Source organism: Bradyrhizobium sp. WCU1 (assembly GCF_053474805.1).
On record NZ_CM130280.1, the window covers coordinates 6,657,764 to 6,670,062 of the forward strand.

Consider the following 12,299-nt stretch of genomic DNA (forward strand, 5'->3'; position numbering starts at 1 on the left):
AGCCGGGCGATGTCAGCTACGACGTTGCGATGCCGGGCTCGGTGTGCGGCCGCTCGCCCAGATTGAGCTTGCTCCTGTCGCCGCCGGCCCAGGCCAAGGTCTTCGGATCCATCACGCGGAACCAGAGCGGCGGGATCGCAGCCAGTCCGAACATGCCGGTGTAGCCGTTCGGCAACCGCGGAATGTCGTCGAAATCGCGCAATGACTGGTAGGGGCGCATCGGGTTGGCGTGGTGGTCCGAGTGACGTTGCAGATGCAACGTCATCAGGTTCGAGACGATGTGGTTGGTGTTCCAGGAGTGGCGCGGCTCGACCGCCTGGTAGCGGCCGTTCGGCAGCTTTTCGCGCAACAGGCCGTAGTGCTCGACATAATTGGCCTGGGTCAGCGCGTACCAGCCGAGGAAATGGTGCGCGACGATGAACGGCGCGACCTTCCAGCCGAACACCGCAATCAGAATGGCTGCCACGACGAGCGTCAGCGCGAAGCCCTGCAGGATTTCGTTGTTGACCGACCAGACCGGCTCGCCGCGACGGGTCAGCCGCTCGGCCTCATTGCGCCAGCCGCGCTTGAAGGCACCCGGCAACTCGCGCGTTGCGAACGCATAGATCGATTCGCCGAAGCGCGCGCTGGCGGGATCCTCGGGAGTTGCGACCCAGGTGTGATGGCCGCGATTGTGCTCGATGCGGAAATGCGCGTAACCCACCGCGCAATTGGCGAGCATGCCGAACAAGATGTTGAGCCTGTCCGACTTGTGGCCGAGTTCATGTCCGACCAGCAGCGTGCCGCCGTCGATGGTGCCGACGCCGAGTAGCAGCGCCACGTAGGACCACCACGGCAGTTCCTGGGTGCCGAAGAAAGCAATCAGCGCGATGTAGTTCACCCAGGGAAACACCACGCTGAAGCGCGCGAGCCGCAGATAATACGGATCGGCCTCCATTGCGGCGACGACTTCCGCCGGCGGATTGTGGGTGTCCTCGCCAAAGACGACATCGAGCAGCGGGATCAGGATGAAGATGAAGACGAAGGGGATCAGCGTGACCAGCGGATTGTGCGTCTGCAGGAACCACCAGTAGGAGAACAGCGGGATCAGCGGCGGGATGAACGAGAGCATCCACAAATAGCGCTTGCCGTCCTTGTAGGTGATGGTTTCGCCGGCGGCATTGGTGCCCGTGAAGATCATCGCATTCCCTCCAGCAGCTCTTTCGAGGCGGCGTTCGCCATTGTTGCAGCAAGGATGCCGCGAGGCGGCCCTGCGCCGCCAGTTCCCAATAGGCCAAATTTGTGGCATTTTGCGCCAAACGATTTGGCCGGACGCTCGCCAGGGAGGGCGCCGACGCAATGCAGGGATCGGAGGCGGATGCCCTTCGCACGCCGGTGGCCGCGAGCTACGCGCGGGCGCTGGTGCGGGCGTTCGGCAGGACGCGGAGCGAGCGCGACGAGCTGCTGAAGGGGACCGGAATCCAGCAGGGCGCGCTCGACCAGCCCGGCGCACACATGCCGGTGTCGTCGCTGGTGCTCCTCGCCGCCAACATCACCCGGGCGCATGGCGAGCTGTGGCCGTTGTCGGCCGCGGCGGTCTGGTCGACATCGCTGCAAGGGGCGCTCGATGTCGCGACCAGGACGGCGCCGACCGTCGCGGATGCGCTCAACATCGGCGCGCGCTTCGGATCGACCCGCGCGCCCTTCATCCGCAACCGGTTGCGCCGTACCGCGCGCTCGATCCAGATTGAGATCGCTCCAGCGGTGCCTATGGACGGCGCGCTGTGGCGCGCCGTGGCGCTGGCGGTGAGCCTCAACGTGCACGCCGTCTATGTGCAGCTGCTCGAGGATGCGATCGACCAGGCGACGCTGCACTTTCCGTGGCCGCCACCCGCGGGCGCAGAGCGGCTCATGCAGCATTATTCCTGCGCCGTGAAGTTCGACGCGGCCGCTTTCGCCTTCGACGTGCCGAATGCGCTGTGCGTGCGGCCGTCGCCGTTTGCCGATCCGGAATTGCACGCCAAGGCGATCGAAGCGCTCGAAGCGGTCGAGAAGCCACGCTCGGACGCTGCGGCGCTGGTGCGGATGGTCGAGAGCCTGATCGCGGCGCGGCTGCCGCATCGTCTGGCTGAGGAGGATGCCGCGCGCCTCGTCGGCACCTCGCGGCGGACGCTGGTGCGGCGGCTGGCGGAGGCGGGCTGCGCCTTCCGCCCGCTGCTCGACAGGGTGCTGCGCGAGCGGGCGCGGACGATGCTCGCGGAAGGCACGCAGTCGCGCGACGAGATGGCGACCGCGCTCGGCTACACGGATGCAACGAGCTTCAGCCGCGCCTGTCGCCGCTGGTTCGGCGCGAAGGGCGTGCGCGGCTAGCCTGTCGGCGCGCTGTGGCGTGGCTGTGCGGGCTCGCCGCCGTTCGACATTTGGGGCTGGATGGCCGACGGATCGCTGCGCTGATGCTTTGCGGTCCAGGCGATGAACGGGTAGGCGAGCAGCGCCAGATAGTTCGACGGCATCGGATGATCGATGCCGAATGTCTTCGGTTTCTTCTCCTTTGGAAGGTAGGCGCTCCCGAACAGCACATCGTAGAACGAGAACAATCCGGCAAAGTTCCTGTCCCTGGCTTCGGCTTCGCTGCTGTGGTGCCAGTGGTGGAATTCCGGCGACACCAGGATGCGGCGCAGCGGCCCAGAGCCCAGGCGGACATGGGCGTGAACCAGCCAAGTCTGCCAGTAGTACACGAGGAGATAAGTCGCGATCGCTTCCGTGGAGAAGCCGAGCGCGTAAAGTGGAAACAGCGCGCCGGCCTTCATGAAGATCACGTCGAGCGGGTGCTGGTGAATCGCCGCGAGCCAATCCAGCACCTCGACCGCGTGATGAACCGAATGGATCTGCCACATGGCGGGCACGACGTGCAGGATGCGGTGCGTCCAGTAGATGCCGAGGTCCGCGATCAGGATCACGATGGGCACTTGCACCAGATAGGGAAGGTCGTCGATCGCCTGCGTCACCGCCGCAGGCAGGATCGACCGATTGACCAGAGCGGCCCCCGTCATGATGACGATGACACCGATCAACACCAGCCACCCGTTGATGAACAGGAAGGCCATATCGGTCAGCAGGCCGCGCCTGAAGATCTTCTGGGGCCTCGCAGCGAACAGTCGCTCGAATGGCACGAAGATCAAAACCGTCAGCAAAAGCTGGTTCAATCCCGATAAATCGCGCATCTAAAATAGCCGCCTGAAATGGCGGTAGCCTACCACCCCGGCTCCCGACAGCGTCAATAGGAAGGAAAGCCCAAACCGCGCGAGCGTTAAGCAGGAGCGCTTATCGGTATGGTTCCAGCTCGCAGGTCGCGGCGGGAAACCAGACAAGTCCAATAATTTGGATGGTGCGCCAGTGGCGCGCTCGGAGAGATTCGAACTCCCGACCCTCGGAATCGAAATCCGATGCTCTATCCAGCTGAGCTACGAGCGCCGCGGGGGTCGCTTATCAGACTTGGAAGGGGAGGGCCAGCGCCCTTGCGCGGCACGGCGGGTGCTGTCCGCGCGCTGCGCCGGCCGTTGACCGCAAGCCTTCAGAAGCAGGGATGCCGGCGGCGGTCCTGGCCGACATAGGCGGCCGAGCTCTGGTAGCACTTGTTGGTCGACGGGCCGTCGTAATAGCCGAAGCTGCCGGCCGCCGGACCGGGGCCGTAATTGTGCAGGTAGCTGACGTGGTAGGGCAGGCCCCACTGTGCATGCCGGTGATGCCGGTGGTGCGCCGTGGCCGTGAGGTCGGCCGCAGCGGCCGGCGTGAAGGCCGGAATGGCCAAGGAAACGGTCAGGGCGAGGGCGGCGAAAAGCTTGGTCGTGGTCATTGGCGGCCTCCGGGCATTCACGCTGGAATCGGCTTCCCCAGCCGATCCTAGGTCCTCTAACGCTTCATTTAACCCGGAATCCGGCCGAAAGCTGCGGGAAATCAGCCACAGCGCGCCAAATTTTGCCTTTTTGCGGATGCTTAACGGATTGCCAACACAGTCCGGCCAGAGTCTTGCGGTCAGGTCCGCCCGGGCCGCCTTTCCCTCGGTTTAGAACATTTCATGCGCATCACGCCCCTTGTCGCCCTGCTGCTCTCGGTTCTGGCGGTCACGCCGGCGCGGGCCGTGCTGCACATCACGCGCGACCATGGCGGCTATGTCGAGGAGTACAAGGCCAAGTACAAGCAGATCCGCGACCGCCGCGAGCGTGTCGTGATCGACGGCATCTGCAACTCGGCCTGCACGCTGGTGTTCGGCATCGTGCCGCTGAACAAGATCTGCGTGACGCCGAAGGCCAGCATCGGCTTCCACCAGGCCTACTACGACAAGGCCTTCACCTTCGGCATCAAGGTCACCAGCCTCGAGGGCACCTCGGACCTGATGTCCTATTACCCGGATACGGTGAAGGACTGGATCCGCCGCAATGGCGGGCTCACCACCGAGATGAAGAAGATCAAGAACGGGGTCGATCTCTGGAAGATCGTCGATCCCTGCCCGGAAGAGTGGTAGGGCGCGCCGGTCCGGCGATCCCTTGCCGCCGGATTTTGGAACCTGGGCGCGCGCCGTTCGTTTCACTCATGATGCGTTCATCTGCATCGTGCGATTGTCTCCATCAGCGAGCCTGACCGCCGGAGCGGCTCCGCCTCGGCTCGCGCGCACAGGAGGCTGTGATGGCAACCAGGTCCAATCTTTCGAAGGCTGAACTCGCCCGCGGCGTTGCCGGTGCCGCGTCGGCGCTGGTGCTGAGCGCGCTCGCCTTGTTCGCCGCCGCACATCACCTGAGTGGCGGGTAGGGCTGTCGGCGCGACCGCCGGTCCAATCTGCCAGTCAATTTCATCGAGCCGATTTCAGGCCGGTCTCACGAGGCCAGCTATCAAAGCAGGAAGGTGCCGATCAGGAGGCCGGCCGCAAATGCCCAGAGCCCGAGGGTGCATGCCGAGATGACCCGGACGAGATTCCGTAAATCCGCGTCCTGCCAGCTGCTATGGGATCGATAGGTCAATTGCAGGCACCCCCTGCGGTGGCCGGCTTGCTCAGAGTCCGGCAAGCCTGTTCCCGATCGGTGCCCAAATGAAGGCAACCGGGGGGGTGCCGTTCACGCATTCGCGAGGCGCCGCTTTAGGCGCGCGGCCGCGCCGATCCCGCTGCCGTCACCGCGAACCGGCGGATGCCCGTCGGTTGTATGCGATAAAGGCGCGCGCTACAGAGACGCCTCGCAAGCAAGAGCTCGGGACGAACGTCGTTGAGGATTTCCGCCAACACCCGCATTGTGATCGGATCGACGCTGTTTGCGCTGGCGTCCAGTGCATTCCTTTATCTGCTTCCTCCAAGTCCGATCGATAGAAACCTGGTCCGCGGTACCTTCTATTTCCTGGAGGGGCACGCCTACCAAATTCCCGTCAAATATCTCGACGGCGAACTCGGCGCGGCTCGGCTGTACGAGGATGACAGGCTGCTCGGCCCGGCAAACAGCGACCGGCAGGAGATCGCCGCCAAGGGCGGCGGCCGGTTTCAGCTGTTCCGGGACACCAAAAGCTTTTTCGGACCAGTCCTGCTGCTCTCGACAAGCGACAATACCGACCCGAATACCAACGGCAGGAAGTATCACCTCAGATGACGATCGGCGCCGTGTGCCGATCACATGAAGCCCGGGTTGCGCGTCAGATACTGGGCCCAGTCTCCGAAGTCTCGCGACGACGTCAGCAGCATCGGACATGTGATCCGCATTCCCAGCGCCAATGCGGTATCGAGCGCCGGCTTGCTCGCACCCGGCAGGAATGCCGATATCCGTGGCGCGCCGCTCTCGGCGCATGCCGGGGTCGACGCGTTCGTCAGCCAACGATGTCGCGCACTGAAAGCGAACGGCAGCGCCGTGCCGGCGAGAACTCTCGACCTCGCCCGCGCGAGAGCCGAACGATATCGCGATCCCGCTGATCTATCACCGACACCTCTCGCCAGGGCATGGACTTGGCCTCCCATACTGCCAAATCCGTGCACTATGATGTGTCGGCTATGTCCCCGAACACCCGTCGGTCATGTCCCCGGGCTGAACACTCGACCGGGCGATCCAGGCACGCCGCGCCCTATCGGCTGAAGCACAAGCGTCTCTGGAATACTGGATCACCCGCGAAAGCCTGTCGAGGGTAATGACACCGACTGTTCGTTTGACGTCTTGAATCGAGAGCCATTCCCGGTGTCGCCCCTGTAGACACGAACGCAGGAACGGCAATGTGCCTGGGGCACCAGCGTAGCAGCCCCGCAAAACTTCGTGATTGCCGGCTGGCTTGTCTTCGGGCAATGACGGTCTGCAATGAACAAGAGCTTCGAGGAAACTGCCGCTCGCCTGGCGCCGGCGATCTTTGTCGTGCTGTGGAGCACGGGATTCATCGGCACCAAATACGTCATCAACAATGCCGAGCCGCTGACCTATCTGGCGATCCGGATGGCGTTCGTGGTGGTGGTGATGGCGGTCATCGCGGCGGTGGCGCGGCCGAAATGGCCGGACCGCACCGGCGTCTTCCACAGCGCGGTGGCCGGCATCCTGGTGCACGGCTTCTATCTCGGCGGCACCGCGATCGCGATCGCGCATTCGATTCCGGCCGGGCTCTCGGCGTTGATCCCGGGCTTGCAACCGATCCTGACCTCGACCATCGCCAATCGCTGGCTGGGGGAGCGCGTCACGCCGCTGCAATGGGGCGGCCTGCTGCTCGGGCTCGCCGGCGTCGTCCTGATCCTGCACAACCGCCCGATGACCGGCGATGCCGGATGGGGTTGGCTTGCCTCCGGCGTCTCGCTGATCAGCATTACGCTGGGCACGCTGTATCAGCGCCGCTACTGCAACCGGATCGATTGGCGCGCCGGCAATCTGGTGCAGTACGTCGCGGTGACAATCTTCTTCGGCATTGGCGCGTGGTTGTTCGAGACCAATGTCGTGCATTGGACCAGCGAGTTCGTGCTGGCGCTGGCCTGGCTGGTGTTCGCGTTGTCGATCGGCTCGATCGGGCTGTTGTACTGGCTGATCCGTCACCATGCCGCGACGTCGGTCGCAAGCCTGTTCTATCTGGTGCCGGCGACGACCGCGCTGATGGCCTATGTGCTGTTCGGCGAACGGCTGGATTATGTCGCGATTGCCGGCATGGCCGCCTGCGCCGCGGCGGTGCTGCTGGTCAACCGCCGAAGTTAGCCCTTGCCGCGGATTTTCGCGTAGGCCGCCAGCGCACGTTCGCGACCTTGCTTGTGGTCGACGATCGGCCGCGGATAGGTCTTGCCGAGCTCGACGTCGGCACTGGCGAGTTCGATCGGCGTCGCGGTCCAAGGCTGATGGATCAGGTCGTCGGGCAATTGCGCGAGCTCCGGCACCCAGCGCCTGACATAGCCGCCGTCGGGATCGAATTTCTCGCCCTGGAGGATCGGATTGAACACGCGGAAATAGGGCGCGGCATCGGCGCCGGAGCCCGCGACCCATTGCCAGTTCGCCGGATTGGAGCCGGCATCGGCATCGACCAGCGTGTCCCAGAACCATTGCTCACCGGCGCGCCAGTCGATCAGGAGATGCTTCACCAGGAACGAGGCGACCACCATCCGCACCCGGTTGTGCATCACGCCGCTGTGCCAGAGCTCGCGCATGCCGGCATCGACGATCGGATAGCCGGTCAGGCCGCGCTGCCAGGCCTTCAATGCGCGTGCGTCACGCTTCCAGGGAAAGTCGTCGAATTGCTCCTGCAGATTCCGCTTCGCCAGGTCGGGGACGTCGAACAGCAGATGGCGGCAGAATTCGCGCCAACCGAGCTCGCTCAGGAACTTGTCGATGTCGCCGGCGAGGCGCGGGTGCTCGGCGGCAACGAACCGGGCGGCATGCCAGAGCTGGCGCGGGCTGATCTCGCCGAAGCGCAGATGCGGCGACAGGCGCGAGGTCCCGTCGTGGTCCGGCCGGTCGCGGTCATTGGCGTAGCCCTCGATGCCGTCGTCGAGAAACGCCTTCAGCCGAGCCTGAGCGCCGGCTTCGCCCGGCGTCCAGCTCTCGCGCAGCCCGCCAGCCCAGTCCGGCTGCGTCGGCTCGAGCTTCCACTCGTCAAGCGCTTCGCTCGCGATGCCGCTGACCGATGTGAGCTTCTTCGGCGCCGGCAGCGGCTTTGGCGGATCGCCGAGACCCTGCACGCGACGCCAGAACGGCGTGAACACGCGCAGGCCCCGATTGTCCTTGTTGCGGATCGCTTGGGGGTCGACGAGCAGGTCGCCAGGGAAAATTTTCGAGACGACGCCGTCACTTGCGAGCGCGGATTCAACATCGCCGGCAATCGCCTGATGCGGCGCCTGCGCGATGTCGTTCCAGAACACGGCGCCCGCATTGGTTTCGCGCGCCAGTGTGGCGATCACGGAAGCGGCGGGTCCGGTGCGCAGCACCAGCGTTCCGCCGATCGCCTCAAAGCTCTTGCCGAGCGCGCGCAGCGAATGCGCCAACCACCAGCGCGTCGCGCCCCCGAGGGGGCGCGCGGCCGGCGGTTTGAGGGCGCGGCTCTGTTCGTCGCGGACATAGAGACCAATCACGGGCGCGCCGCGGCTGGCCGCTTCCTGCAGGGCAGGGTGATCCGACAGCCGCAGATCGTCGCGGAACCAGACGATGACAGGCTGCACTCGGGTCACCAGGAGGTTGCGTGCCAACAGTTACTTCGGCTGCGGCACGATGCGGATGTAGGGCTTCGGTTCCTTCCAGCCCTGCGGGTAGATCGTCTTGGCCTCGTCATTGTTGACCGAGCCGGCAATGATCACGTCTTCGCCTTGCTTCCAGTCGGCCGGGGTGGCGACGCGATGCTTGGCGGTGAGTTGCAGCGAGTCGATGACGCGCAGGATCTCCTGGAAGTTGCGACCCGTGGTCATCGGATAGACCAGCACCAGCTTGATCTTCTTGTCGGGGCCGATGATGAAGACGTTGCGGACCGTCTGGTTATCCGCTGGCGTGCGGGTGAGGGGATCGCCCGAGGTCGAGGCCGGCAGCATGTCGTAGAGCTTCGACACGTTGTAGTCGGTGTCGCCGATCATCGGATAGTTCGGGGCCGCACCCTGGGTTTCCTTGATGTCCTCGGACCATTTGGCGTGGCGGTCGACCGGGTCGACCGACAGGCCCAACAGCTTGACGCCGCGCTGATCGAACTCGGGCTTCAGGCGGGCGAGCGTGCCGAGCTCGGTGGTGCAGACCGGCGTGAAGTCCTTGGGATGGGAGAACAAAAGCGCCCAGCTGCTACCAATCCAGTCGTGGAACTTGATCTTGCCTTCGGTGGTCTCGGCTTCGAAATCGGGGGCGGTGGCGCCAATCTGAAGTGCCATGATCTTACCTCATCTAATTGTAGTTACAGGTGAATTTGATTTAGAGGTCCCGCCATCACTATAGGAGGCGGCAAGGCTTAAGTGAACGGGTTCTGAAAAAAGGTGAGAAATTTCTCCTTGGGGGTGGAATTCCAAGCAACTTGTTTTGATCCAACCCCCTGCGGCGAAACATCAACTGCTGCACAAAAGCTTGGAAATGCCTAGATAAAGCCGCTTATCGCGGTCATCACGCCGGCCCGGGCTGCTATAGGAACCGAACCCTGACGGCATTTGAAGCGACCAAATAGCAACCATCTAAAAATCTCGGAACCCAAGTTCCGAATCATTAACCACTCGTTTACGCCCGCATGGAAAAGCTGGCCTGAGATAGGAATTGAAAGCTCCCACAATGTCTACCCCAAGTACCAAGACCGCTGAGGCTCTCAGCGGTGTGTTGTCTCCATCCTGCCGCAAGACCGCCGCCCATGCGCTGACCATCGTGCGCGACGGCGTCATCACCGGCGAAGGCCCGACCACCAAGGGCCGTATCCATTTCTCCCGTTCGCTCGATGCCGACGACGCTGCCTGGTGCGCGCGCATCCTGACGGCGGCCGCGGTCGAGCATCAGCCGGTCAGCCGGGCCGAGATCGAGGCGCTGTTCGCGATCAACGAGGCGGCTGCCGAGCGCAGCGATGACGGCCGGTTCGACGACCTGCTCGCCAAGGCGATCGCCCATCATGCCGCCTCCGAGTCCGGCCTGCCGGTGCCGCCGCGCACGGTGGCGCTGTCGCCTGACACCGAGATCGATCGCTGGGCACCGACGCAAGGAACGAAGATCGACACCAAGGTTCTGGAGTGGATCGCCGGCCAGATGCGCGGCAAGCGCCGCTCCGGCCGTGCGCTCGCGGCGATGGTGGCGACGCTGGTCGGCGCCGCGGCGCTGCCGCTCGCGACCCAGCTGCCCAACGTGTTCGACATCGGGATGATGTGATGATTGCCCGGGATGATGCGCGCATCACCCCGGACCAACGGCTTCAGGCGACGGCGGCGGGGATCACTTCCCCGCCGTTTTCTGTTTGCCGGCGGTCTCCTCGAGACCGAGCGTGCGTCCCGGGAACCCGGCGACGTCGAAATAGCGGGTCGAGAGCACGCGCTGGAATTTCAGCACGGTGCGCAGCCCGTTGGCCGACGGCTTCTTCGACATGATGGTGCCCTCGGCCGCCTTCGGCACGATGCCGTTCGGCAGCGCCTCCGACATCACCCGGCCGATCAGCCCGCCATTGTTCGGCGCGCGCAGGCCGAGCAGTTGGGCCGCGGTCATGCCGACGTCGGCGTTGCTGACGGGAAGCGGATCGACGTAGCCGGCCTTGAAGTCGGGGCCGATCGCCGCGGTGAAATTGTAGGTATCGCCGCGGCTGAAGCTGCCATGCATGCCCTGGCCCTGGCGCAGCACGGTGTCGGCGATCTGCACCGAGCAGTTGGTCGGGATCGGGCAGCCGCTCGACCAGGAGCGGAAGTTGACCACGATCGACGGGTTCGGTGTCATCGCCTTGCCCTTCAGATTGAGGTTCGACATCGGCAGCGTGCCGGGGAAGTTGCCGAGCTTGTCGTCCACGAAAAGCCCGCTGACATAGTCCTGCTCGAGCAGCGCCTTGATGACGCGGTCGGCCAGCTTCTTGTCGCGGTTCGGCAGATAGATCAGGTCGGAGCCGCCATTGGTTGCGATCACGACATCGGGCTTGGCCGGATCCTGGCCGAGCACGCCGTTGCCGGCCTTCGGATGGGCATTGTCGGCGACCTTGGCGTTCTTGTCGTTCGGGTCGAACAGCGGCAGGTTCAGCGCCTTGGCAAGATCAATCGCCAGAAAGCCCATCGGCAGGAAGTCCTTCGGCGTGTCGTCAAAGACGACCTTGGCCGAGGGGCTGGTCTTGCTCTCCTTCGAGATCGTCGAGAAGCCGTGGTCGGAGGACACCATGATGTTGGTGTTGGCGGAAAGCCCGAGTTCGTCGAGCGCCTTGCGCAGCTGGGCGAGGTTGTTGTCGGCATTCTTGATCCCGGCCATCGAGGTCGGGCCGTTGATGCCGGGCGTGATGGTGTTGAGACTGTCGCCGGTGTTGTGCTGGCTGCCGTCCGGATCGCGCGACCAGAACACCAGCACGAACGGCTTGTTGCGCGCCTTGAACATCGGAAGCACGACCTTGGTCGCGACATCCGCCATGTAGGCCTGCTGCGCAACGTTCGCGACCGTGGTGCCGGGCGTCTTGGCATCGCCCGCCTTGGCATTGTCGCCGCGGCTCGGGGTCGCGAGCGGCAGTCCGGCCTTGGTCAACGCATCCTTCATCTCGTCGGACAGAGGCACGCCGGTCTTGCCGCCGGTGGAATCGTCGATCACGATCGTGTTCTTGCCGCGATCGGTGTGGTCGAACAGCAGGGTCGGGCCGACCTTGCCGATGGCGGCGGTGCTGAAGCCCTGGCCGCGCGCTATCTTCAGCAGCGTCTCCTCGTTGAGGTAGTCGCCATTGAAGTGATCGTCGACATCTGCGAGCACCGCGTCGTTCTCGATGAACGGCACCACGGTGTCGCCGGCTGGCACCGAGGTGTAGCCGGTGTAGATCGTGTTGGAGAAGGTGCCGGTGTCGCCGAGATAGTGACCCGTCGAGAGCGCCGAGCTGTTCGCCATCGTGAAGGTCGGGAACAGCGAATGCGAGTTCTTGAAGTGGACGCCCTTGTCGCGGATGTCGGCCATCGCAGGCGTTGTGTCCGGCGTCACGATGCCGCCGCGCAGGCCGTCGGGGACGAACAGGATGAGGTTGCGGGGCTTGGCGTTCTGCGCCGCAGCGGCGCCGGCTGAAAGCGCGATCATGCTCGCGGACAATAGTGTGATGGCTCGGCGCATTCGTTCTTCCCCCTGATGATGCCCGCGACAGATCGCCGCCGTCTTCGTTTAGTTTTGCCATATGACAGAATTGTTACGTTGGATTCTCCCAGTCAAAACATCGAG

The 12,299-nt window shown here is 64.3% G+C and carries 12 protein-coding genes and 1 tRNA gene; 6 read left to right on the forward strand and 7 right to left on the reverse strand.

What is annotated here, in order from left to right; all coding sequences use genetic code 11:
• Positions 1-16: 16 nt before the first annotated feature.
• A complete protein-coding gene (locus ACTUWL_RS31150) occupies positions 17-1,180 on the reverse strand; it encodes an alkane 1-monooxygenase (RefSeq protein WP_021080603.1) in 1,164 nt (387 codons plus the stop codon).
• 158 nt (positions 1,181-1,338) lie between these two features.
• Between ACTUWL_RS31150 and ACTUWL_RS31155 the strand changes: the two genes are divergently transcribed.
• Complete coding sequence (locus tag ACTUWL_RS31155) at positions 1,339-2,349, forward strand: helix-turn-helix domain-containing protein (protein WP_021080602.1); 1,011 nt, start codon at positions 1,339-1,341, stop codon at positions 2,347-2,349.
• Here the strand turns inward: ACTUWL_RS31155 and ACTUWL_RS31160 are convergent.
• The 3 genes from ACTUWL_RS31160 to ACTUWL_RS31170 form a co-directional block, all read right to left on the reverse strand.
• A complete protein-coding gene (locus tag ACTUWL_RS31160; RefSeq protein ID WP_291730914.1) occupies positions 2,346-3,185 on the reverse strand; it encodes a sterol desaturase family protein in 840 nt (279 codons plus the stop codon). The two genes, ACTUWL_RS31155 and ACTUWL_RS31160, sit on opposite strands and share 4 nt — an antisense overlap.
• A gap of 191 nt (positions 3,186-3,376) precedes the next feature.
• Positions 3,377-3,453: transfer RNA gene (locus ACTUWL_RS31165), tRNA-Arg, on the reverse strand.
• Positions 3,454-3,553: 100 nt separating this feature from the next.
• Entirely contained in the window at positions 3,554-3,835 is a 282-nt protein-coding gene (locus ACTUWL_RS31170) for a hypothetical protein (protein WP_021080600.1), read from the reverse strand.
• A 222-nt stretch (positions 3,836-4,057) separates the two neighbouring features.
• Between ACTUWL_RS31170 and ACTUWL_RS31175 the strand changes: the two genes are divergently transcribed.
• From ACTUWL_RS31175 to ACTUWL_RS31190, 4 genes are all read left to right on the forward strand, one after another.
• Positions 4,058-4,504 (forward strand): hypothetical protein, encoded by a 447-nt coding sequence (locus tag ACTUWL_RS31175; RefSeq protein ID WP_021080599.1) that lies wholly within the window; start codon positions 4,058-4,060, stop codon positions 4,502-4,504.
• Between the two features lie 161 nt (positions 4,505-4,665).
• Positions 4,666-4,788 carry a hypothetical protein gene (locus ACTUWL_RS31180; RefSeq protein WP_275547940.1) on the forward strand — a complete coding sequence of 41 codons (123 nt, stop codon included), beginning with the start codon at positions 4,666-4,668 and terminating at the stop codon, positions 4,786-4,788.
• A 476-nt stretch (positions 4,789-5,264) separates the two neighbouring features.
• Entirely contained in the window at positions 5,265-5,612 is a 348-nt protein-coding gene (locus ACTUWL_RS31185; RefSeq protein ID WP_035652399.1) for a hypothetical protein, read from the forward strand.
• Between the two features lie 693 nt (positions 5,613-6,305).
• Positions 6,306-7,178: a DMT family transporter gene (locus ACTUWL_RS31190; protein ID WP_021080597.1), complete on the forward strand. Its 873-nt coding sequence runs from the start codon at positions 6,306-6,308 to the stop codon at positions 7,176-7,178.
• On the opposite strand, the gene ACTUWL_RS31195 is transcribed toward ACTUWL_RS31190, so the two are convergent.
• Complete coding sequence (locus tag ACTUWL_RS31195; RefSeq protein ID WP_021080596.1) at positions 7,175-8,656, reverse strand: cryptochrome/photolyase family protein; 1,482 nt, start codon at positions 8,654-8,656, stop codon at positions 7,175-7,177. The two genes, ACTUWL_RS31190 and ACTUWL_RS31195, sit on opposite strands and share 4 nt — an antisense overlap.
• Positions 8,657-8,659: 3 nt before the next feature.
• On the reverse strand, positions 8,660-9,319 hold the full coding sequence (locus ACTUWL_RS31200; RefSeq protein WP_021080595.1) for a peroxiredoxin: 660 nt from the start codon (positions 9,317-9,319) through the stop codon (positions 8,660-8,662).
• A 388-nt stretch (positions 9,320-9,707) separates the two neighbouring features.
• Between ACTUWL_RS31200 and ACTUWL_RS31205 the strand changes: the two genes are divergently transcribed.
• On the forward strand, positions 9,708-10,289 hold the full coding sequence (locus ACTUWL_RS31205) for a hypothetical protein (protein WP_021080594.1): 582 nt from the start codon (positions 9,708-9,710) through the stop codon (positions 10,287-10,289).
• 63 nt (positions 10,290-10,352) lie between these two features.
• Here the strand turns inward: ACTUWL_RS31205 and ACTUWL_RS31210 are convergent, their stop codons facing one another.
• On the reverse strand, positions 10,353-12,194 hold the full coding sequence (locus ACTUWL_RS31210) for an alkaline phosphatase family protein (protein ID WP_021080593.1): 1,842 nt from the start codon (positions 12,192-12,194) through the stop codon (positions 10,353-10,355).
• Between the last annotated feature and the right edge of the window lie 105 nt (positions 12,195-12,299).